16 protein-coding genes are annotated in these 22,170 nt (G+C 69.2%); 11 read left to right on the top strand and 5 right to left on the bottom strand.

Going from position 1 to position 22,170, the window contains the following annotated elements; genetic code table 11:
* Positions 1-48: 48 nt before the first annotated feature.
* Both F8M74_RS11090 and F8M74_RS11085 read left to right on the top strand, forming a co-directional pair.
* A complete protein-coding gene (locus F8M74_RS11090) occupies positions 49-1,578 on the top strand; it encodes an acetyl-CoA hydrolase/transferase C-terminal domain-containing protein (protein WP_141256234.1) in 1,530 nt (509 codons plus the stop codon).
* 10 nt (positions 1,579-1,588) lie between these two features.
* Entirely contained in the window at positions 1,589-2,305 is a 717-nt protein-coding gene (locus F8M74_RS11085) for a tetratricopeptide repeat protein (RefSeq protein WP_141256235.1), read from the top strand.
* 316 nt (positions 2,306-2,621) lie between these two features.
* Here the strand turns inward: F8M74_RS11085 and dusA are convergent, their stop codons facing one another.
* The gene (gene dusA, locus F8M74_RS11080; RefSeq protein WP_141256236.1) at positions 2,622-3,620 is read right to left on the bottom strand and encodes a tRNA dihydrouridine(20/20a) synthase DusA; all 999 of its coding nucleotides are present in this window, start codon (positions 3,618-3,620) and stop codon (positions 2,622-2,624) included.
* Between the two features lie 230 nt (positions 3,621-3,850).
* Between dusA and F8M74_RS11075 the strand changes: the two genes are divergently transcribed.
* From F8M74_RS11075 to F8M74_RS11045, 7 genes are all read left to right on the top strand, one after another.
* Complete coding sequence (locus tag F8M74_RS11075) at positions 3,851-4,861, top strand: NAD(P)-dependent alcohol dehydrogenase (RefSeq protein WP_141258179.1); 1,011 nt, start codon at positions 3,851-3,853, stop codon at positions 4,859-4,861.
* 214 nt (positions 4,862-5,075) lie between these two features.
* A complete protein-coding gene (locus tag F8M74_RS11070) occupies positions 5,076-5,702 on the top strand; it encodes a DUF47 domain-containing protein (RefSeq protein WP_141258180.1) in 627 nt (208 codons plus the stop codon).
* Positions 5,703-6,728, top strand: coding sequence for an inorganic phosphate transporter (locus F8M74_RS11065; protein ID WP_141258181.1), 1,026 nt, complete (start codon positions 5,703-5,705; stop codon positions 6,726-6,728). It begins immediately after the preceding gene.
* Positions 6,729-7,130: 402 nt separating this feature from the next.
* A complete protein-coding gene (gene thrA / locus F8M74_RS11060; protein ID WP_141258182.1) occupies positions 7,131-9,590 on the top strand; it encodes a bifunctional aspartate kinase/homoserine dehydrogenase I in 2,460 nt (819 codons plus the stop codon).
* Positions 9,591-9,706: 116 nt separating this feature from the next.
* Positions 9,707-11,317 (top strand): hypothetical protein, encoded by a 1,611-nt coding sequence (locus tag F8M74_RS11055; protein ID WP_228559722.1) that lies wholly within the window; start codon positions 9,707-9,709, stop codon positions 11,315-11,317.
* 13 nt (positions 11,318-11,330) lie between these two features.
* On the top strand, positions 11,331-11,831 hold the full coding sequence (locus tag F8M74_RS11050; protein ID WP_141258184.1) for a hypothetical protein: 501 nt from the start codon (positions 11,331-11,333) through the stop codon (positions 11,829-11,831).
* Positions 11,832-12,212: 381 nt separating this feature from the next.
* The gene (locus tag F8M74_RS11045) at positions 12,213-14,312 is read left to right on the top strand and encodes a spermidine synthase (protein ID WP_141258185.1); all 2,100 of its coding nucleotides are present in this window, start codon (positions 12,213-12,215) and stop codon (positions 14,310-14,312) included.
* Positions 14,313-14,369: 57 nt separating this feature from the next.
* On the opposite strand, the gene F8M74_RS11040 is transcribed toward F8M74_RS11045, so the two are convergent.
* Complete coding sequence (locus F8M74_RS11040) at positions 14,370-15,737, bottom strand: TAXI family TRAP transporter solute-binding subunit (protein ID WP_141258186.1); 1,368 nt, start codon at positions 15,735-15,737, stop codon at positions 14,370-14,372.
* Between the two features lie 113 nt (positions 15,738-15,850).
* The gene (gene rsgA, locus F8M74_RS11035; RefSeq protein WP_141258187.1) at positions 15,851-16,936 is read right to left on the bottom strand and encodes a ribosome small subunit-dependent GTPase A; all 1,086 of its coding nucleotides are present in this window, start codon (positions 16,934-16,936) and stop codon (positions 15,851-15,853) included.
* A 406-nt stretch (positions 16,937-17,342) separates the two neighbouring features.
* Here rsgA and F8M74_RS11030 point away from each other — a divergent pair, with 406 nt between their 5' ends.
* A complete protein-coding gene (locus F8M74_RS11030; protein ID WP_141258188.1) occupies positions 17,343-17,813 on the top strand; it encodes an FBP domain-containing protein in 471 nt (156 codons plus the stop codon).
* Between the two features lie 56 nt (positions 17,814-17,869).
* Entirely contained in the window at positions 17,870-20,176 is a 2,307-nt protein-coding gene (locus tag F8M74_RS11025) for a hypothetical protein (protein ID WP_141258189.1), read from the top strand.
* A 132-nt stretch (positions 20,177-20,308) separates the two neighbouring features.
* Here the strand turns inward: F8M74_RS11025 and F8M74_RS11020 are convergent, their stop codons facing one another.
* The gene (locus tag F8M74_RS11020) at positions 20,309-20,761 is read right to left on the bottom strand and encodes a hypothetical protein (RefSeq protein WP_141258190.1); all 453 of its coding nucleotides are present in this window, start codon (positions 20,759-20,761) and stop codon (positions 20,309-20,311) included.
* A 188-nt stretch (positions 20,762-20,949) separates the two neighbouring features.
* A partial coding sequence (locus tag F8M74_RS11015; RefSeq protein WP_163884383.1) for an FtsX-like permease family protein occupies positions 20,950-22,170 on the bottom strand: 1,221 nt, incomplete at its 5' end.

Below are 22,170 nucleotides of genomic sequence, written 5' to 3'. Positions count from 1 at the left end.
GACGCGGTGTGTTACACCCATTGCCCCCACAGCATTCACCTTCCAGGAATGACCGTGACGAGCACGCTGAAGGACCGCATCGAGAACGCCGAGTTGCTGGCGAAGGTCGTCCCCGTCGAAGAGGCGGTGAAGCACGTCGTCCACGGCAACACCGTGGCCATCAGCGGCTTCACCAAGTCGGGTGAGCCGAAGACGTTCCTGCCGGCGCTTGCCTGGCACTTCTCCCAGACGGCACCGGACGCCCGCATCACCCTGCTGTCCGGCGCGTCCCTGTCCGAGGACGTGGAGGGCCCCATGGCGCCCTTCATCGCCAAGCGCGGTCCGTACATGTCCTCGCCTGCCTCGCGGCGCCGCATCCATGCCGGGGAGATGGACTTCACGGACGTCCACCTGTCCGCCTTCGCGCGCAACCTGATGTATGGCTTCTACGGCGACATCGACGTGGCCGTCGTCGAGGTGTCGCGCATCCGGAAGAATGGCAGCGTCGTCCTCACGTCGTCGGTGGGAATCAGCGCGGAGGCGCTGGCCCGCGCGAAGAAGATCGTCCTCGAGGTCAACACCTCCGGGCCGGACTACACGGGCTTCCACGACATCGTCCTGCCCGCCGTCCATCCGCACGTGGGCTGGCCGCTGCCGCTGGTGAACGTGAGGGACCGCATCGGCAACCCCTACGTGGAGTTCGACGTGAGCAAGGTGGTGGCGGTGGTGGAGTCCCGCACGCCCGACCACCCGGTGCCCTTCAAGGCGGCGGATGACACCGCCAAGCGCATCGCCGAGCACGTCATCGACTTCCTGATGCGCTGCCGTGAGCAGTACCAGTGGGGCAAGCGCCTGCCGCCCATCCAGTCCGGCGTGGGCAACGTGGCCAACGCCATCATCAGCCAGCTCTACGACTCTCCCTTCCAGAAAATCCGCTTCTGGACCGAGGTCTTCCAGGACGGGATGCTGCGCTACGTGGAGGACGACGCGAAGTTCGAATACGCGTCCGCCACCGCGGTGTCCTTCTCCTCTGAGGGCCGCCAGCGCTTCCTCGACATGTTCGAGCGGAGCAAGGACCGGCTGGTGCTGCGGCCCATGTGGCTGTCCAACAGCCCCGAAATCATCTCCCGCCTCTTCGTCATCGCGATGAACACGCCCATCGAGGTGGACATCTACGGGCACGTCAACTCCACGCACATCGACGGCTCGCGCATCGTCAACGGCCTGGGCGGCTCGGGTGACTTCTTCCGCAACGCGTACCTGAGCATCGTCCACACGCCGTCCACGCGCCGGCTGCGGGATGGCCGCACGGTGAGCTGTGTCATGCCGTACGTGCGGCACATCGACCACACCGAGCACGACATCAAGTGCGTCGTCACCGAGCAGGGCTACGCGCTCAACATGGACATCCGCTCGCCCAAGCGGCGCGCCCAGGACATCATCGACCGCTGCGCGCACCCCTACTTCCGGCCGCTGCTGCACGCGTACCTGGACATGGCGGGCCCCGGCGACGAGCCGCGCGCCACTGACATGAAGGTGCTCCAGGGCTGGTGGGCGGACTACGACGCGGCGACGCGCGCCTTCCCCCAGAACGGCTGAGACACCGGCGGTGGAGCGCAACGGCCGCGAAGCCTGTCCCCCGGAGCTGGCCGCCCAGCTGCGGGAGGTGGACCGCCTGCGACGCAGCGGGCGGTACGCGTCCGCCCTTGCGCTCGCACGCACGCTGGTGGAGGTGCATCCCCGGCAGGCCCGCGTGCTGCTGGAAGTGGCGCAGACGCTGGCCATCTGGGGCGGCGTCCCCGCTGAAGCGCTGGAGTGGTACGAGCGCGTGCTGGCGCTGGCACCCGGCCATCTCACCAGCCGGCTGCACCGTGCATTGTGCCTGTCGAGACTGGGCCGCCATGAAGACGCGGTGGCGGACTTCGACGCGCTCGTCGCCTCGGGCTACCGCAAGGCGCTGGTGCTGCACATGAAACGCGCCGAGGCGCTGGAGGCGCTGGGCCGGGATGAGGCGGCAGAGCGGGACTGGACGCTCGCGATTGAGGAGGCTCCCGGCAACCCGTGGCTGCTCCAGCAGCGCGCCGCCGCGCGGGCCCGCCTGGGCCGGCTGAACGACGCAGCGCAGGACCTCACCGAGGCGCTCGCGTCCCAGACGGGCGACGAGGTGGACCCGGAGCTGCTGCACGCGCGCGGCGTGTTGCGTGAGCGGCAAGGTGACGTGGACGGCGCGCGCGCGGACTTCGAGGCGGGACTCTCCGCCTTTCGTGAAGGCGACCCACCCGCGCTGCTGGACGCGCTTCGTGAAGGAACCATGCGCAAACCATGACGGGCACTTCGCGGCCACGGCATGCGACAAGAATGGCCATGCACACGGCGGCTCCGGCCGCGGGTGCTGATTCCGGGCCTGATGCACCCGGAGAGGCGGGGGTGCTCGCGAGTGGGGCCGAGCTCCGATGCAATGCCTGACACCACGTGAGAGCGCCGACTTGGAGCGGGGCTTGGGGACCACGTTGGTGGCGGGGAGCTTCGTGCGGGCGAAGACCACGCCGAGCGCGGCGGTGGGCCAGAGGGAATCGCATGCCGGGCCGAAGGGAAGCGGCTCGAACCTGCGGTTCCCTCTGGTGTCGGGGTGATGCCCCCGGTCAGGCCGCGACTTCGGCTTCGGGCTCCCGCCGCACCTTCGCCAGCGCCGCCACGACAACCTCCGGCCCCGAGCCCTGCTTGTGGGCATTCTCACTCAAGTGCCTGCGCCACGCGCGCGCGCCGGGAAGCCCCTGGAAGAGCCCCAGCATGTGCCGGGTGATGGCGCCCAGCGGCGCGCCGCGCAGCATGGCCTTCTCGATGTACGGCAGCATGGCCTCGACGACTTCGTGCCGCTGCGGCACCGGCGTGGTGGCGCCGAAGAAGCGCCGGTCAGCCTCAGCCAGCAGGTACGGGTTCTCGTACGGAGCGCGGCCCATCATCACCCCATCCACGTGGCGCAGCTGCTCCGCGGCGGCGTCCAGCGTCTTGATGCCCCCGTTGATGCTGATGTCCAGGTGCGGGAACTCCGCCTTGAGCCGGTGCACCAGGTCGTAGCGCAGCGGCGGGACGTCGCGGTTCTCCTTGGGGCTGAGCCCCTGGAGCCACGCCTTGCGCGCGTGCACGATGAAGCGGGTGCAGCCCGCGGCGGACACCTTCCGGATGAAGCCCTCCAGCGTGGGCCATTCCTCCAACTCGTCGATGGCGATGCGCGACTTCACCGTCACCGGGATGCTCACCGCCTCTCGCATCGCCCCCACCAGCCGAGCCACCAGGTCCGGCTCCGCCATCAGGCACGCGCCGAAGCGGCCCGACTGGACGCGGTCGCTCGGGCAACCCACGTTGAGGTTGATTTCGTCGTAGCCCCACTGCTCGCCGATGCGGGCGGACTCGGCGAGCGCTGCCGGCTCCGAACCGCCAAGCTGGAGCGCCACCGGGTGTTCCGCGGCGTCGTAGCCCAGCAGCCGCTCCCGGTCGCCATGAAGGATGGCGCCCGTGGTGACCATCTCCGTGTACAGCAGCGTGTGGCGGCTGAGCTGGCGATGGAAGTACCGGCAGTTGCGGTCCGTCCAGTCCATCATCGGCGCGACAGACAGCGGCATGGGATGATTCGGCATCATGCGAGAACCCGGGGCAGCAGCCGGAGCGTCCCGTTCGGCGGGCCGCTCCCCTGCCGCCAGCATGTAGCCGGGTTTGCCGCCCCTGCCCACCCCTTTGCCGCCCCTCTTCCCTGGCCACCAGGCAGGCGCCCACGGCGAACCACTTCACTCCGGGCAAATCCACCCAGCCAGCGAGCCCTTCCCGCATGGTTGTCTGGCCGCCCTGACGGTCCGTGGATAGTCATGCCCGCATGAAAGCCTACGAACTGCAGCAGACAGGGAGCGCCGACGCATGGGTGCAGGTGGAGCGGCCGGAGCCCACGCCGGGCCACGGCCAGGCGCTGGTCCGGATCCGCGCGGTGTCCCTCAACTACCGGGACCTCTACATCGCCCTGGGCCGCTATCCCGGACCGCGCCCTGCCTCCCTCATCCCCGTGTCGGACGGCGCGGGAGAAGTCGTGGCCGTGGGCCCCGGCGTCTCACGCGTGACGCCGGGTGACCGCGTGGCCCCCACCTTCTTTCAGACATGGACGGACGGCCCGGCCTCGCCGGAGAAGACGCGGAACGCCCTGGGTGGCAGCGTGGATGGCGTGCTCGCGGAGTACGTCGTCGTGGACGCGGAGGGGCTCGTCCTCCTCCCTGACCACCTGTCCTTCGAAGAAGGCGCCACCCTCCCGTGCGCCGCCGTCACCGCCTGGAACGCCCTGGTCGCCGAGGGCCGACTCCAGCCGGGCCAGACGGTACTGGCGCAGGGCACCTGCGGCGTGTCCGTCTTCGCGCTCCAGTTGGCCAAGGCGATGGGGGCGCGCGTCCTCATCACCTCCAGCCAGGACGCGAAGCTGGAGCACGCCCGGACGCTGGGTGCGGATGGCACCATCAACTACAAGAAGCACCCGGACTGGGAGGAACAGGCACTGGCGCTCACCGGCGGCCAGGGCGTGGACCACGTCCTGGAGGTGGTCGGCGAGCAGACCTTCCCCCACTCCGTCCGGGCCACGAAGCCCGGGGGCCACATCTCCCTCATCGGCATGCTCAGCGGCGGCTTCGCCAAGCCGGCCCCCGCCCTGGTGGAGCCCAAGAAGCTCGATGTCCAGCGGACTTACGTGGGCAGCCGCGCCATGTTCGAGGACATGAACCGGCTCCTCACCCAGCACCGCCTCGAGCCCGTCGTCGACCGGAGCTTCCCCTTTGAGCAGGCACGCGAGGCCCTGCGTTACATGGAGTCCGGCGCCCACTTCGGGAAGATTGTCATCGCCGTCTGAGCGGCCGGGCAGCGAGCAAGGTGGCCAGCCCTGGCTCCCCCCTCTGCCCCCGGCGGGCGCGCCCTAGCGAGGGTAAAAGCCACAGGCAAGCAGAAAGGAAGGCTGGAGATTCTCTCCACTTAGGGTAGTCACGGGCGCGCCAAGGGTGCGTGACAGACATGTCAACCGCCCTCAAGAACGGCGTCGCCTGCCCTCAGGCGACTTGGAGGGACGGATGCTCGAGAAGCTGATGCCGAAGTCGGACGAGTTCTTCGACGACTTCGATGCGCAATGTGCCGTCACCGTCGAAGGCGCGAAGATGCTCTACGAGTTGCTCAGTGACTACCGCGACGTCGGCCCGCGGGTCCAGGCGCTCAAGGACGCGGAGCACCGTGGGGACGAAGTCACCCACACCGCCTTCAACCGTCTGCACCAGCAGTTCATCACCCCGTTCGACCGGGGGCAGATTCACACCCTGCTCTCCCGCATCGACGACGTGTTGGATTTGACCAACGCCGCCGCCGCCCGCCTGCACTACTACGAAATCCCGGCCAGCCTGCCGGACGCCACGGAGCTGGCGCGCCTGCTGGTGTTGTCCACGCAGAAGGTGCAGGAAGTGGTGGCCGCGCTGCGGCTCATCAAGAAGCCGGAGCAGATCCTGGCCGGGTGCAAGGAAATCAAGCGCCTGGAGTCGCAGGCGGATGAAGCCCTGCGCTCGGGTGTCGGCCGGCTCTTCAAGAGCGGCGCGGACACACTGCTCATCATCAAGTGGAAGGAGATTTACGACTTCATTGAGACCGCCACCGACAAGTGCCAGTCGGTGGCGAACGTCATCGAAGGCGTGGTGCTGGAGCACAGCTAAATGCTACTCGCCGCCGTCATCCTTATTGTCGCGGTCGCACTCATCTTCGATTTCATCAATGGATTCCACGACGCGGCGAACTCCATCGCCACCGTGGTCTCCACCCGAGTGCTGTCCCCCAACCTGGCCGTGGCCTGGGCCGCGTTCTTCAACTTCGTGGCGGCCTTTGGCGGGGGCGTCCACGTGGCCAACACCATGGGCAAGGGCATCATCAACTTCGAGATGCTCCGGGCTCAGGGCCCCAGCGCGGTGCTCGCCGTCATCTTCTCCGCCCTCATGGGCGCCATCATCTGGAACCTGCTGACGTGGTGGTGGGGCCTGCCCTCCTCGTCGTCGCACGCGCTGGCCGGAGGCATGATTGGCGCCACGCTACCGGTGCTCGGCTTCGCTGGCCTGGTGGGCTCGGGCATCGCGAAGATCGCCGCCTTCATCGTGCTGTCGCCGCTCATCGGCATGACGCTGGGCATCGGGCTGATGGTGTTGAGCTCGTGGACGGTGCACCGCCAGACACCGCTGAAGGTGGACTCGTGGTTCCGCCGGCTGCAGCTCGTGTCGTCCGCCATCTTCTCCTACAGCCACGGCACCAATGACGCGCAGAAGGTGATGGGCATCATCGCAGTGGTGCTCTTCGGCACCATCTGGAAGGACCGGCCGTTCCACATCGACTGGTGGATGATCATCTCCTGCCACGCGGCCATCGCCATGGGGACCTTCTTCGGCGGGTGGCGCATCGTCCGCACCATGGGCCACAGCCTCACCAAGCTGGCGCCCATTGGCGGCTTCGCCGCGGAGACGGGCGGCGGCGTCACCATCATCGCGCTGGCCCACCTGGGCATCCCCGTGTCCACCACGCACACCATCACCGGCGCCATCGTCGGCGTGGGCGCCACCCGGGGCTGGCGCGCGGTGAAGTGGGGCGTCGCCGGCCGCATCATCTGGGCCTGGGTGTTCACCATCCCGGCCGCGGCGCTGACGGCGGTGGTCATCTATGGCCTCACCCAGGTGGTCATGCGCCTGGCAAGCTGAACGCTGGGGAGGGCTCGCATCGACCTCCGCGAGCCCCTCCCCGTCATGCATGGACCTGCCGGGTCCCCTGCTTGACTTGCCGCGGCAAGTTCGGCCAGCCTTCCCTTCATGAACGGCGTCAACGGCCAGCATGTGCAGCGCGAGGGAACGACGTTCCTCGCCCGCGCGTGTGTCCTGACGACCGTGCTGACCACCACCACCACCACGACCACGACGACTCCCCGCCGGGCGCGGGTGGTCTAGCGACGGAACCACCTTGGTTTCCAGCTCGGCCCCGCGCTCTCCGGCGCGGGGCTTTTTTGTTTTCACATGCCGCAGGAGCCCCGACATGCAGCCCTCCCCGCAGTCGACGCCGCCGAACCCGCCGTCCCGCCTCGCCGCCTTCCACGCGGAGGTGCGCTCATGAGGGTGATGAAATTCGGGGGGACGAGCGTGGGCAACGCCGAGCGGATGCGCGGCGTGGCGGACCTGGCCGCGGCGGCGCGCAAGGAGACGCGGGTGTTGATGGTCGCCTCAGCCGTGTCCGGCATCACCAACCTCCTGTTGGACGCGGCCCGCGCAGCCCAGGAAGGTCAGCCGGTCGAATCGCTCCACGGCCGCTTCGAGGACGTCCACCGCGGCATCATCCGCGAGCTGGCGGCGGAGCTGGGGGAGGCGCGGCTGCGCTCGCTGGAAGAGGGACTTTCCACGCTGGCCTCGGAGCTGCGCGGGCTGCTGCAGGGCGTGGGGCTGCTGCGGGAATGTTCGCCCTCCGTGCTCGCGCACCTGTCCGGACTGGGCGAGCGCGCCTCGTGCCTGATTCTGGGCGCGCTGATGCACGCACGCGGACTGGAGCCACACGCCGTGGAGCCACGGGACGTCATCCTCTGCGCGGGGGACCCGCTCCAGGCCACACCGCTCCAGGAGGAGACCCGGGCGCGCTTCACGCCGCTGCGCGAGGCCGGCGGTCCCGGGGTGATGCTGATGCCGGGCTTCTTCGGCGGTGACACCCGGGGCAAGACGATGTGCCTGGGCCGGGGTGGCTCGGATTATTCGGCGGCGCTGGCGGCGGCGGCGCTGGACGCGGAGCTGCTGGAGATCTGGACGGACGTGGACGGCATCTTCAGCGCCGACCCGCGGCTGGTGCCAGAAGCCTTCCCGCTGCCCGAGGTGAGCTTCGAGGAGGCCATGGAGCTGGCCTACTTCGGCGCCAAGGTGCTCCACCCCAAGACGATTGCGCCCGCGCGCGAGCGCGGCATCCCCGTGCGCGTCTGCAACAGCTTCCGCCCCGACCACCCGGGCACCCGCGTCACCGACGACGCCGCACCGCCCGAGCACCCGGTGCGCGGCCTCTCCTTCCTTCCCGGCATCGCCCTGGTGAACCTGGGCGGCGCGGGACTCAAGGGCGTTCCGGGCACCGCCGCCCGCGTCTTCGAGTCCATGGCCCACGCCAACATCTCCGTGGTGCTCATCACCCAGGGCTCCAGCGAATGCTCCATCAGCTTCTGCGTCCAGCAGGCGGACGCGGAGCGCGCCGTGCAGGCCCTGGAAGTCGCGTTCGAGATGGAGCGCGTGGCGGGCAAGGTAGACACCATCGAGCAACAGCGCGGGCTCGCCGTGCTCAGCATCGTCGGTGATGGCATGCGCCACCGCGTGGGCGTGGCGGGCACCTTCTTCAGCGCGCTGGCGGACGTGGGTTGCAGCATCGCCGCCATCGCGCAGGGTTCCAGTGAGCGCAGCATCTCCGCGGTCATCGCGGAGACGGACGGTCCCCGCGCCCTGGCCCATGTCCACGGTCGGTGCTTCGGCACCACGGAAGTCGTGGAGCTGCTGCTGGCCGGCGTGGGCAGCGTGGGCGGCGAGCTTCTCAAGCAGGTCCACCAGCAGGCACCCAAGCTTCGCGCCCACGGCGTGGACCTGCGCGTCTGCGTCATCGCCAACAGCAAGCGCGTCGCGACGGCGAGCGAGGGACTTCCCCTGGAGGACTGGAAGCAGCGGCTGGCGGCCAGCAGCGACGGCGCGCCCCTGGACGCCTTCCGCGACTGGGCCCGCGCGAAGCGGCCGGGCCGGCCCGTCTTCGTGGACTGCACCAGCAGCGAGGACATCGCGCTCGCCTACCCGTCGCTGATGGAGGCGGGGCTCCACGTCGTCACCGCCAACAAGAAGGCCAACGCCGGCCAGTGGAGCCACTACCGCAAGCTGCGCGAGACAGCCTCCCGTCACCAACGCCGCTTCCTCTACGAGACGAACGTGGGCGCGGCGCTGCCCGTCATCGACACGCTGAAGAACATGCTTCGCACGGGAGACCGGGTGCTGCGCGTGGAAGGAATCCTCTCCGGCTCGCTGTCATTCATCCTGGGCCTGACGGAGGAAGGCGTCCCCCTGTCGCAGGCGGTGGGCACCGCCATGGAGAAGCGCTTCACCGAACCCGACCCGCGCGACGACCTCCACGGCACCGACGTGGCGCGCAAGGTGCTCATCCTCGCCCGCGAGCTGGGCCGCCAGGTGGAGTTGGAGCAGGTGACGCTAGACTCCCTGCTGCCGTCGGACTTCGACGCCACCGGGCCGCTGGATGATTTCCTCGCCCGGCTCCCCCAGGTGGACGCCACCTTCCAGCGCCGTGTCGAGACACTCCGCGCGGAGGGCAAGGTGCTACGCTACGTGGGCAGCGTCACAGAGGATGGTTGCTTTGTCGGGCTCGTGCCGGTGCCCCTGACGCACCCGCTGGCGGCGGTGAAGGGCGGAGAGAACGCGCTCAGCTTCACCTCGGAGCGCTACAGCCCCACACCGCTGGTGATTCGCGGCTACGGCGCGGGCGCCGCGGTGACAGCGGCTGGCGTGCTGGCGGACGTGCTCCGTCTGGTCGACGGACCGCTGCCTTGAGTTGACATCCAGCGGGTCCGGGTCCGCGGCCGATGTGCATTTGAAGTTGGCTGCGGACTTGTCGACAATGCCCCGCCTGCCCTCGAATGCGCGAGAGGCAAGGGGGAGAGAACGGAATGGACGTGACTCGCAAGCCGACCCGAGACCTCACCTGCAAGGTGCTGGCGCTCGCATTCACCCTGGCGCTGACAACTGCGTGTCCCGGTGATGATGATGATGGGGGCGGTGGCGGTAACGGAGAGCCCGTCACCCTGAGCGGCACGGTGACGTACGACTTCGTCCCGGCCGTCTACTCGCCCTCCACGCGGCGGGGGACCCTGGACTTCGCCCAGTCCTCCAAGCGGCCCGTGCGCAACGCCGTGGTCCAGGTGCGGCAGGGCACGCGGGTGCTCGTCGATGGAACGACGGACCAGCAGGGGCGCTACACGCTCACGTACACCCCTTCGGGCAGGGGGGCGCTGTCGGTGGTCGCGCTCGCCAAGACGACCGAGCCGGAAATCCAGATTGAGGACAACACCGACAACAACGCCATCTGGGCGGTGGGTGGCGACATCACCGCGACGGTGACGACCAAGGACTTGCACGCGACCCACGGATGGGCGGGCACCAGCTACACGGCCAGCCGGCGCATCGCGGCGCCCTTCGCCATCCTCGACAGCATGTACACCGCGTCGCGGGCCTTCATGGATGTGCGCCCGGTCAACTTCCCGCTGCTGAAGGTGAACTGGAGCCCGAACAACATGCCCCAGCCGGGCAGCAAGCCGCAGGGCCGCATCGGCACGTCGCACTTCTCCTTCACGGAGAACGAAATCTACGTGCTCGGCCGGGACGGCGTGGACACCGACGAGTTCGACGCCCACGTCATCGTCCACGAGTGGGGGCACTACTTCGAGGCCAACCTGTCGCGCGCGGACAGCCCGGGCGGGCCGCACTCCAGCGGTGACATCCTGGACCCGCGCCTCGCCTTCGGCGAGGGCTATGGCAACGCGCTCGCCAGCATCCTGCTGCCGGAGCCCATCTACACCGACACATACTGGGACGCCTCGACGCTGGTCGCCTTCGGCTTCGACGCGGAGAGCGAGCCCACGGCCCGCCCCGACGACCCGAAGAAGGGCGCCTTCTCCGAGATGAGCGTCTTCCGGCTGCTCTATGACTTGTTCGACTCCGGCACCAACGAATCGTACGACACGGTGTCGTACGACCTGGGCATCTTCTACGACGTGCTCGTGGGCCCGCAGAAGTCGACGCCCGCGCTGACCACCATCGGCTCGTTCATCAACGGATTCATCGCCCAGCCCGGCGTCAGCACCGCGGACGTGTACCTGCTGCTGGCCCACTACAACATCGGGTCCATCAGCTCGGACTTCGGTGATGGGGATACGCAGTTGCGCGCCATCTACACCAACGTGCCGGGCATCCCGTACACCACCGAAGTGCCGCTGGTGGGCGGGCACGACTACAACAAGCGCGTGCAGAACCAGTACTACGTCTTCACCGGCACGGGCCGGAACATGACCATCAGCGCGTCCCACGCGTCGCAGGACGTGGGCATCGAAGTCTACGGGCAGGGCCGGCGCCTTGCGGAGTCCGACATCGACTACACCGGTACGGAGACGGTCAGCATCCCGACCCAGGCGGACGCGCGGTACGTCGTCGTCGTGTACGGATTCAAGGAGACGGCCGGCAACTACAGTCCCTTCCCCACCCTCTCCATCACCAGCCAGTGATTCCGGAGCGCACATGAACCTCAAGGCAATCGCAGCCCTGTCCAGTCTCCTCGCGCTCACGGCGCAGGTCGCCTGCACCTCCCCGTCGAAGTCGAACCCCTCGCCCAGCGACACCTCGGACACCACGAAGGCCGGCGCGCCGGTGAAGGTGGACGCGAAGCTGGGTGAGGACCAGGCCCGCGTCTCCCTGCGCTTCGACGCGCCGGCGACCGACGTCAAGGTCAGCCTCTCCGGCGTGGACGGACTGGAAGTGAAGAGCTCCGCCACCCCCGTGTCGGGTGGCAGCTTCACCCAGGACGCCGTGTCCGAGTTCGACGTGAGCTTCACGCCGGGTGAAGGGCAGTCTCACCTCGTCGTCACCGTCACGGGTGATTTCCGGGGCGCGCACCTGTCGCGGGTGTTCAGCTTCGCGGTGGGCACGCCCACGGCGGCGCAGCAGAAGACCGAAGGCACGACGGTGACGGGCGACGACGGGCAGCCCATCAAGGTCATGCCCTCGTCCGACGCCGAGTAGTCCGGCGGGCACAGCCGGGACCCGGGAAACCGGGCCCGGCCGAAGCAGACCCCTGAAAAAACACAGCGGGGAGCGCGCCCCCCGACGCACTCCCCGCCGCGTGAGCCACTCAGACGAGAGCTCCAGAAAAAAACATTGGGAGCACGCCCCCTCGACGTGCTCCCAATGACTGCGCGGCCCGACTCCGGCGCGCCCTCCCCCTCTGGAAGCAACAGCCCCCCGGGCTTGCTTCCTCCCCATCCCCACTTCGAAATTCAAAACGCACGGCGCCGAAAACCTTGAGGCCACCCCTGCGTTTTTTTTCGGGCCGCCTGGAGCGATGCTCCGCCCACACGGCCACACACACACGCTGCGTATGGGCCTTCGCGAGTTGCTCCCAGGATGACGACCGACCTTCCCGCCCCGAAGCCCTCGACCCACGCCTTCACAGGGACGCTGTTCCACCTCTGGGTCTTCCTCGGCTCCTTCCTGCTCTTCCAGGTGGAGCTCATCCTCGCGCGGCTGCTGCTGCCCTCTTACGGAAGCAGCGCGGCCATCTGGACGACGTGCCTGGTGTTCTACCAGGCGGTGCTGATGCTCGGTTACTTCTACTCGAGCCGCGTCGCGGTGGCCGCGCACCAGGGCCGCTACCGCTGGGCCCACCTGGGCTTCGTGCTGCTCGCGGTGGTCGTCTTCCCGTTCCGGCTGCAGCTCTTCGAGCTGCACCCCGTGGCGGCCATCCTGCTCACGCTGACGCTGTCACTGGGGTTGCCGTTCCTCGCCCTGTCGACGACGAGCGTCGTCGCCCAGGGCTGGTTCACCCGCACGGAGCATCCCTCCCGGGGAGACCCGTTCTTCCTCTACGGAACGTCCAACGCGGGCGCGCTCACAGCGCTGCTCACCTTCCCCTTCCTGGTGGAGCCGGCGCTCGACCTCCAGGAGCAGCTGGTCGTCTGGTACGCGGGCTATGGCGCGTTCGTCGTCTTCGCGCTGCTCTGCATCCAGCGCGTTCGCCCGGCGATTGCCAGTGGAAGCACGAAGCCCGAGCCAGCGGCCCGGACCGAGCCAGTGCCTCGCGCGCCGCGCGCCTCACGCATCACCTGGCTGCTGCTGTCCGCGAGCGCCAATGCGCTGCTGCTCGCGGTCACCAACGTCCTCACGCTGGATGCCTCCATCCCGCTGCTGTGGATCCTCCCCCTCTCGCTGTATCTGCTCACGCTCATCGTCTGCTTCTCGAAGCGGCCCCCCACGCCCACGGGGTTGAACCGGCTCGCGCTGGGAAGCCTCGCCGTCGCGGCGGGCGCGGCGCTCTTCGCGCTGGCACGCGCGCAGACTTCGCTCCCGTCCCTGGTGCTGCACAGCGCGGTGCTTTGGGTGGGCTGCCTGCTGATGCATGGCAACCTCGTGTGGTGCCGCCCGTCGGACCCGCGCCTGCTGGGCTCGTTCTATCTGCACGTCTCGCTGGGCGGGCTGGTGGGCACCTTGCTGCTGGCCCTGGTCGTTCCGCTGACGCTGGGCTCGCTGGCGCTCCCGTACCTGGACCACGGCATCACCGGACTGCTCCTGCTGGGAGGACTGGCGGCGCGGGACATGATGCGCCGGGGCCAGGGGCTGCCCGTCCCGAAGCTGGCGCCCTACGTATCGAGCGGAGCCGCCCTGTTCGTCGTCGCGGTCCTGGTGCTCTCCGGGTGGATGCTCGCGCGCGGGCGCATCGAAGGCTCGCGCACCTTCTACGGCCTCTACACGGTCAAGGACGCGGAGGGCCTGCGGCTGTTCCAGCACGGCAGCACCGTCCACGGCGTGGAGAACCTCCACCCGGACGAGCGAGGAGAGCCTCTCTCCTACTACCACCGCGGCTCCGCGGTGGGCCGGGTGCTGGCCTCGGAACGGATTCCGCGTGAGCGCGTGGCCGTCGTGGGGCTCGGCATCGGCAGCCTCGCCGCGTATGGCCGCCCCGGCGAGCATTGGGACTTCTACGAACTGGACCCGGAGGTGGAGCGGCTCGCGCGCCAGCACTTCAGCATGCTCGGCTCCAGCCAGGCGGAGCTCCGTGTCCTCGCGGGGGATGCGCGCCTTCGCATGGAGGAAGCCAAGGACGGCGGGTACGACGTCATCGTCCTTGATGCGTTCTCCAGCGACTTCGTCCCCACGCACCTGCTGACCCGGGAGGCGCTGAGCCTCTATCTCCGGAAGCTCGCGCCGGAGGGGATCCTGCTGTTCCATGTCTCCAGCCGACTCTTCGACCTGGTCCCCGTGCTCACCCGCTTGAGCACGGAGCTGCGGGTCCAGGGGCTCGTGAATCAGACGGAGCGCCTCACCGCCGAGGAGCTGGCGTCGGGCCGCTCACCCAGCGTCTGGTTCGCCATGAGCGCCAACAGCGACGTCGTGGCCCGCCTCACCCAGGAGCTGCCCTTCCAGCCGGTGGACACGCCGCCCGAGCTGAAGGACAGGCGCGTCTGGTCCGACAGCTACGTCAACCTGCTGCACGCGCTCGCGTACTGACACACGGCCTCGTGGCGCTTCCGAACAAGCCCCGGAAGCGCCCTGTGGCCGCGGCGGCTACGCGGTCTTCTCCCGGGCCGTGAGCACCTCGGACGAGGGCTCGCCGGATTCGGCGATGCGCCGGGTGAGGCGGCGACGGACGACGTCGACGTGCTCCCGGAAGAAGTAGAGGTTCTCCGCGTAGGCCAGGGGCATGGGGATACGGTTCACCTCGCGCTCGGCCTCGTCGAGCCGCCGCAGCATCTCCTCCAGCATCTCCCGGCCCGGGCCCTCCTCGAGTTGGAGCTCGATTTCCTTCAGCCGCGCGTACCAACGGAAGATGCGCGAGCGCACGCGCCACTGGTACAGCGCCGGCGCCACCCGGCCCAGGGGCACCAGGACGGCGATGAAGGGCACCAGCATCACCCAGAGCCGGTCCACCAGGTTGGCGGCCCAGAACGGCAGATAGCGGTGCAGGAGCGGAACGCCGGACTCGTAGTAGCGGCGCGCCTCGCTGCTGAACGGAAAGCCCGCCTCGAGCGCCGCCGGGAATTCGCCCGTGCGGTCCAGGATGCCGGCCTTGCCGTGGACCTCGCTGGCCGCGCGCATCAAGAGGTAGGCCAGCGCCGGGTGGAGCGCATCGGTGGCGACCAGGTTCGCGGTGGGCGCCAACATCACCACGTCATGGTCCGGCACGTTCGCGGCCAGGTCGAGTACGCCTCGCGGCAGCACGTGCCGGGACAGATAGGGGTAGCGGCGCACGTAGGCCTCGCCCCGAGAGAAGCTGAGGAGATTGATGCCCGGCACCCGCGCGAGCCGTTGGACGGGCGGTGACTCCGCTGGGGACACGATGAAGACAGCATCGACCTTGCCCTGCTTGAGCTGCTCGATGGCCTCGTCGCGCCCCAGGCTCAAGAGCTCCGTGGGCGCGGCGCCCACGCCGTTGGCCTCCAGCAACTTCATGGACAGGGCGCGCGTGCCACTCTCCTCCGGGCCCACGACGATGCGCTTGCCATGCAGGGCGTTCAGGTCGTCGATGGTGGGCCCCCGGTAGAAGACCCACAAAGGCACGTAGGAGAGGCTTCCCAGGGACACGACGCGCGGCGCCTTGGTGGCATCAGACGTCCCGCTCTGGACGAAGGCCACGTCCACGCCCGAGCGCTCGTCCTCCAGCAGTTTGATGCTGGTGAGCGAGCCGTCCGTGGGACGAATCTCCACCGTGACGCCGTGCTTCGCGAGAATCTCCTGATACTTGCGCGCGAAGTACCGGAAGCCGCCCTCGTCCCCTGCCGCGGCGATGACGAGCTTCTTCGGCGGCGCGGGCTTGACGAAGTAGAACGTGACGGCGAACGCGATGCTGACGATGACGAGCGCGGGGCCCAGCGTCATCCAGAGGTCCCACCGCAACGTGCGGCGCAGGCGGGCCTTGAGCGAGTCCTTCTTCATGATGGGCGCGGAGTATAGACACGGCGCGCGCCAGCCACGGGGCCCGGCCGCCGGTGGGACGGCCGGGCAGTCAGAAGGCGGTCACTCCACCCGCCTCCCGAGGGAAGGACACCTCAGTTCCGTCGGCGCTTGGAGCGCGTTGCCTCCCAGCCCATCAACGCCTGGCTGCGCTCCTGGCGCCGGTGGTCGCGCTCCGCGGAAGCATTGCGCTGACGGGCCTGGTAGGCCTGCTCGCGCCGCAGCCGCTCATAGCTGGCGAGCCGCGCCTCCGGCAGGGCCCCCGACGACACGGCCGCGCGCACCGCGCATCCGGGCTCGCGCTGGTGCTGGCAGTCCGTGAAGCGGCAGCCGGCGGCCAGCTCGAGGATGTCGGTGAACGTCTGGCCGATGCCGTCATCCTCGCCCCACAGCCCCAGCTCGCGCATGCCGGGTCCGTCGATGAGCAGTCCGCCGCCCGGGAGCACGAACAGCTCGCGGTGCGTGGTGGTGTGACGGCCCTTGTCGTCCTCGGCGCGGACCGCCTGGGTGACCAGCCGCGCTTCGCCCAGGAGCCGGTTGACCAGCGTGGACTTGCCGACACCGGAGGAGCCGAGCAACGCCCCCGTCTTCCCGGCCGGAAGCTGCGCGCGAAGGGCCTCGATGCCATCCCCCGTCCAGGAGCTCAGCGCGAGCACGGGTACGCCTGGAGCCAGCTCCTCCACCTCGGCCACGAGCGAGTCCGCGTCCGGGCGCAGGTCCGCCTTGGTGAGCACCACCACGGGCGCGGCGCCGCTGGTCCACGCCAGCGCCAATGCCCGTTCGATGCGGCGGGGATTGAAGTTGCCGTCCAGTCCCGCGACGAGGACCACGACGTCCAGGTTGGCGGCGATGAGCTGCCCGTCGCGCTCACTACCCGCCTCGCGCCGGGCGAGCACACTGGCGCGAGGCAGCACCGCTTGGAGCAGCGCCTCGCCGTCCCCATCGGGGAGTTGGAGCGCCACCCAGTCGCCGATGGTGGGCAGGGACTCGACGCCGGGGGCTTGATGGAGAAGCCGGCCCGCGGTGCGCGCCAACAGGGTGCGCGTGTCCGTCTGGACCGTGAGCAGCCCTCGATGCTGGCGCACGACGCGGCCAGGGACGAGGGACAGCGGGGACTGCGAGACGAGCGTGGAGAATGCGTGTTCGAAGGCTGGACCCCAGCCGAGGGTTTCAAGCGACATGGTTGGAAGGACTCCGGACAGAGCGGTGCCAATGGCGCACCTGGTTCTTCAGGGCTCCCCGAGGAGCGCACGGCCGCGCTGTGTCAGGCCTTTTCGCGGCCGGCTAGGCGGCCTGCGCCCTCGAGGCGAACAGGACTTCCACCGCGTCGAGCACAAGGGGCGAGTTCACGATGCCTCCAGAGGGTTTCAAGGGGCGGTGTCCACCACCGCCCGGCACGGCATGTCTAGCCCGGCGCGTGGCGGCGGGGAATGGCCACGTGTGCAGAACCGCCGCCAACGCCAGCCGTCCAGGTAGCGCAGCGCGCCGAGCACATGCCGCACCGGGCGAGCGCCCGCCTTGCTGGTGGGTTCTGGTGGAAACGGACACACCCCATTGTTAGGGGCAGATGTTCTCCAAGGAGCAGCCGTGTTCCGATTCGAAAACGACCGGGCGCTCATCGAATCCTTCCGCCCCAGAGACCGCCGAGCCATCGAGATGCCCCCGGGCATCACCTTCCCGCTCTTCGTGCGTGACTACCTCGCCTGGACGGAGACGTCCGGCGCGCGCGTGTACCTCATCTTCTCCGCGCCGGGCAGCCGCAAGCCCATTGGCATCATCTTCCGCCGTGACTCCCTGGGCGGCGAGCCCGTCACTCGCATGTGCGAGTGGTGCCACAGCTACGGCTCGGCTCACGAGGTGTGCCTGCTCACCACAGCGGTGGACAACAAGCGTCGCGTGGGTGTGAACCTCTGCGCCGACCTGCGGTGCAGGGAGAAAATGGAGGACGCGGCGGACCGCTCCGGCCGGCACCCGCTTGAATTTCTCGGAAAGCTCAATGAACGAATGTTTCGTTTCGCGCATGAGGCGTTGGGCATCGAGGCGCAGCCCGCCGCCTGATATCGCCGGGCAATCGAGCTTGACCCTGGCGGCATCCTTCGCTCTTTAGAGAAGTGATGCCCCCCCCTGTCCGCCTCCTCGTTCTCGCCTCGCTGCTGGCCGCGGGGCTCGCCGCCGCTGCTCCTGTCGTGCAAGTGCCGGAGGGTGGCCGCCCCGTGGAAGTGCTGGCCCAGGGTGTCGTCTGTGGGCCGATCCGCAACGGCTGGAGCCTGGGCCCGGATGGTCGCTCCGTGCATCCGCCCGCCAGGCCAGACGACAACACGCGCACACAGGACCTCAAGGTCGCCGACACCCCGGCGCAGTGCGCGACCAGTGAACGAATCGTCACGGTGATTGCCACCGGGCCGCTGCCGCGCATCGACTTCTCGGGGACCTCCTTCTATCCGGACGAAGGCCGCCTGGAGCTGCGTGGCGTGGGGCTGTTGAACGTGGGCGTCGCGTGGTCGGGCACGCCGCACGGCGAGCCGGAGCGCCCCGCGATGGAGGGGCAGGACGTCTGTCTGTCCCCCTCCAAACCCCGGGGACTCGCGGACTGCGCGGTGCCCGTGCCGCAAGGCCTGCCCACGGACACGTCGCTGTACTGGATTCCGCCCTACGGCCGCATCGGGCCAGACGTGAAGACCTATGACGCCCTCGGGAACCTGGTGGACCCCGAATCGCTCCGCATCCGCCCCGGCCGCACCATCCTCACCGAGCCCCTGGTGCTCTCCAACGGCATCGACGTGTCGAAGGGGCCGGGCAGCGTCCCCGTCAGCCACTCCGAGGCGATTGCCACCGCCGACTGCGGCATCGCCCGCTGCGAACCCGCCGCAGGCTTCATCTCCGTGCGCAACGTCCCGGGCGTGGATGCCACGGTGACGCTGCGCGCGCGGCTGGTGCCACGCGTCTACTTCTCGCGGGGCGACGTGCTCGACCAGGTCATCACCACCACGCTGTCCGTGCTGGCGTGTCCGCTCACGGCGGTGGAGGGCTCGGTGCTGCGCGGCGCGGAGAACTCCGCGCTCGTGGTCCGGTTGGATCCAGTCTGCGCCCATGACCCGCGCACCCTGGTGTGGACCGTCAACGGCCTGCGCGTCCGCGTGGAGCGCGTGGTGAAGCTGGCAGAGGGCACCTATGTGATGCTGCGCACGGGCGGCACGTCCGATCAGCAGGTGACCATCACCGCGCTGACGTCGCGGCAGGATGGAACGGTGGTGGCCTCGGAGACGGCGAAGACGCTGCCCCTGCCCGCGCCCCGGGCCAGCTTGGCGCTGCCTGGGCATGGCTCCATCGATTTCATCCCGACCAACCGGCCCGCCGAGGTGCGCATGGCGTCCAACGCCGGCTTGGGACGCTTCGTTCTGGAGCCGTTGCCTGGCGCCTACAGCGTCACGACGCGGGAGTCCGTCACCTTCATCCAGGGCGAGGCGGCGCCAGGCGCCTTCGTGGCGCTGCGCTTCGGCTACCGGCTTCCCACGCTGCCCGCGGAGCTGGCCACCACCGACCTGGCAATGGTGGATGAGCGCTTCCAACGCGTGGTGCGCGAAGCCAGCGTGCCCGCCCGCATCGAGAACCTGGTGGAGTTCGTCTGCGCGGACAAGGACGGCAAGGACCAGCAACTGGAGCCCAGCCGCCCCCACCGGATTCCCTACGAGATGCGCAACACCTGTCGCGTCATCGTGCACCGTCAGCGATTGAAGCCGGAGGATGGGAACCAGGAGGTCCTGCTCCGCATCAGCGTCACGAAGCCGGATGGCTCGGTGCGCGGGGAGAGCGGCGTCGAGCAGCGGATGTTCCTGCGTCCGCAGGGAGAGCAGCGCGACATCCCCGTCCCGGGCAACCTGGGGCAGTACGACCGCATCACCGTCCAGGTCTCCCACGTGGCGGACGAGTCCCGTTATGCATTGAGCACGACGGACCGCACAGGCCTGCCTTCCGCACAGTGGACGGCCATCGTCACCGGTGGCCTCTTCCGGCTCTACACGACGGCCGCCATTCCCGCGGGCCTCTACCGCGCCACCGAGCCCACCGGGCAGCTCGCCATCAACTTCGGTGTCGTGTCGCGACTGGCTTTGCTGAACAACGAAGGCCAGGAACGGCTGCTGGGAATCGAAGCGGGCTTGATGGGACTGGGGCTCGTGCCGCAGTCGGGTGACATCCAATTCCCGCCGACGCTCGCGGTCGTTTTGGGCCTGGGTCTCCGCGTTCCGATTGGACCGGGCGCTGCCGTCGGTGCGCAGGCCTGGCTGGCCTACGAGTTCCGCGGAGACATCCGACGTCGCACGGGAGGAGACCCCACGCTGGACCCGGTCGTTCCGTCGAGCAAATGGTCCTTCATCTTCGGACCGAGCATCTCTGTCGGTAACGTGGGCTTCAATCTCTGAGCGCTGTTGAGCCGAACCGGTCCCGTTACCGGCCCCGAGGTCTGCCCAAGGCAACGGCGGAAGCCGCGGCCGGGGCGGCGGTGAACCTGCACCGTCACGCTCCAGACCGCGGCCGTCCCCGTGCGGCGTGGACTACTTGTTCATCTTATCGATGGAAGACGCCATGTTCTCGGTCGTCTTCTCGACGTTGAACTTGGTCCGGACCTCGTCCCCCTCCTTGATTTCACGCCGGAGGTGGCTGTGGATGTCCCGGTGCTTCTCGATGGGCTTCCCATCGATTTGCGTGGAGTGGTTCACGCCCATCGCCACCACCGCGCCGTTCTTATCCTTGATGAAGACCTTGTCCTTCCGCAGGGCCACCACGGAGCCGCTCAGCTCCTGTTGACCCTGCATCTGGCTGCCCCCCGTCCCGCCGGACATCTCCGAGCCGCTGCTGGGTGGCTGCTGCATCGATGGGTCCTGCGGCATCGATGGCGATTGCGGCGTCGAAGGTTCCGGCGGCATCGACGGCTCTTGCGAGCCCTGCGCCAGAGCCGCGCCCCCCCACGCCAGACCCGCGATCATCCCCATCACCTTGAGCTTCATGACCGACCCCTTTCGTCCTGGAGGGCGCACCTCGCCTCCGAAGCCAACCGTGACCATGCCTGGCGGCGTTGCCAGCCGGTGCCACGGTGCGACCCACGCCCTGGAACGCGCCCCCAAGCTCGTCCGTCCCTCCTCGCGGGACGATGACCGCCGTGCCCCGTTGAAACGCAGCGGCCCCGGACGCCTGCTCAGTCCGCCCGGAGCGCCACCGCGGGGGAGACGCGTGCGGCCCGGCGCGCGGGCAGCAGCACCGCCAGGACGGCCACCGCCAACAGCACCGCCGCCACCGCCACGTACGTCAGTGGGTCCGTGGGCCGCACGCCGCTCAGCAGGTGCGTGAGGCCGCGGCTGGTGGCCACCGCCAGCCCCAGTCCAATGAGGAGCCCACACGCCGTCAGCCCCAGATAGCGGCCGAGCACCAGACCCAGCACCTGCGCCTGACGCGCGCCCAGCGCCATGCGGATGCCCAGCTCGTGGGTGCGCTGCAGCACCGCGTAGGCCACGACGCCATAGAGGCCCACCGCCGACAGCACCATCGCCAGCGCCGCGAAGGCCCCCGCCAGCAACAGGTAGAAGCGCAGCGGCGCCACCGTGCGGTCAACCACCGAGACCAGCGTGCGGACGCTGCCTGGCGCCAGGCTCGCATCCAACGCACGAATCTCCGCGCGAGCCGCGGGGGCCAGGTCGAGCGGCGCCCCCTTCGTCCGCAGCAGCACCACCATGCTCGTGGTCCGCGCCTGCACGTAGGGCACGTACACCTCCGGCAGGGACGGCGCGCCAAGCCCTTCCAGCGCCATGTCGTCCACCACGCCCACCACGCGTCCACCCATGGCACCGCTGCCCCAGTCCATGCTGGTGTCCAGCGTGCGCCCCAGGGGCTCTTCGCCAGGCCAGAAGCGGCGCGCCGCCGCCGCGTTGACCAGCACCGCGCGCCCACCCGCGCCCTGGTCCGCCGCCGAGATTCCCCGGCCCTGAAGCACCTTCACGCGCAGGGCCTCCAGCGCCCCGGGCGTCACGATGCGCACGCTGGCCTGCCATGGCTCCGTCCCCTCCGGAACGGGCCGCATGGGGTCCTTCACGGGAACGGTCCACCGGGCCCCATCCAAGGGAAGCCCATTCACGGCACCAACCTGCTCCACGCCGGGCAGCGCCCGCAGCCGCTCGATCAACGTGTCATAGAAGGCCGCGGGCGCGGCGGTGCCAAAGCCATAGTGAAGCGGCGGAAGGTCCACCTTCACCGTCAGCACGCCCTCGGGGTCGAAGCCGGGCTTGGCCCGTTGCAGGTGCACGAAGCTGCGCAGCAACAACCCCGCGCACACCAGCAGCAGCACCGCCAGCGCCGTCTCCGCCACGACGAGCACGGAGCGCGTGCGATTCCCCTGCGCGCCGCCCCCCCCGCCGCCCACCAC

Origin of the sequence: Myxococcus sp. CA023 (assembly GCF_010998615.1) — a bacterium.
Lineage (GTDB): Bacteria > Myxococcota > Myxococcia > Myxococcales > Myxococcaceae > Myxococcus.
Note: the sequence above shows the minus strand (reverse complement) of the source record. Positions and strands in the feature narration are given on the sequence as shown.

Excerpts from the sequence above, each read along its gene's own strand:
- F8M74_RS11070 (WP_141258180.1), top strand. The coding sequence starts at position 5,076 with ATGCTCGAGAAGCTGATGCCGAAGTCGGACGAGTTCTTCGACGACTTC.
- F8M74_RS11055 (WP_228559722.1), top strand. The coding sequence starts at position 9,707 with ATGGACGTGACTCGCAAGCCGACCCGAGACCTCACCTGCAAGGTGCTG.
- F8M74_RS11050 (WP_141258184.1), top strand. The coding sequence starts at position 11,331 with ATGAACCTCAAGGCAATCGCAGCCCTGTCCAGTCTCCTCGCGCTCACG.
- F8M74_RS11045 (WP_141258185.1), top strand. The coding sequence starts at position 12,213 with ATGACGACCGACCTTCCCGCCCCGAAGCCCTCGACCCACGCCTTCACA.
- F8M74_RS11025 (WP_141258189.1), top strand. The coding sequence starts at position 17,870 with ATGCCCCCCCCTGTCCGCCTCCTCGTTCTCGCCTCGCTGCTGGCCGCG.
- dusA (WP_141256236.1), bottom strand. The coding sequence starts at position 3,620 with ATGATGCCGAATCATCCCATGCCGCTGTCTGTCGCGCCGATGATGGAC.
- F8M74_RS11075 (WP_141258179.1), top strand. The coding sequence starts at position 3,851 with ATGAAAGCCTACGAACTGCAGCAGACAGGGAGCGCCGACGCATGGGTG.
- rsgA (WP_141258187.1), bottom strand. The coding sequence starts at position 16,936 with ATGTCGCTTGAAACCCTCGGCTGGGGTCCAGCCTTCGAACACGCATTC.
- F8M74_RS11020 (WP_141258190.1), bottom strand. The coding sequence starts at position 20,761 with ATGAAGCTCAAGGTGATGGGGATGATCGCGGGTCTGGCGTGGGGGGGC.
- F8M74_RS11090 (WP_141256234.1), top strand. The coding sequence starts at position 49 with ATGACCGTGACGAGCACGCTGAAGGACCGCATCGAGAACGCCGAGTTG.
- thrA (WP_141258182.1), top strand. The coding sequence starts at position 7,131 with ATGAGGGTGATGAAATTCGGGGGGACGAGCGTGGGCAACGCCGAGCGG.
- F8M74_RS11040 (WP_141258186.1), bottom strand. The coding sequence starts at position 15,737 with ATGAAGAAGGACTCGCTCAAGGCCCGCCTGCGCCGCACGTTGCGGTGG.
- F8M74_RS11065 (WP_141258181.1), top strand. The coding sequence starts at position 5,703 with ATGCTACTCGCCGCCGTCATCCTTATTGTCGCGGTCGCACTCATCTTC.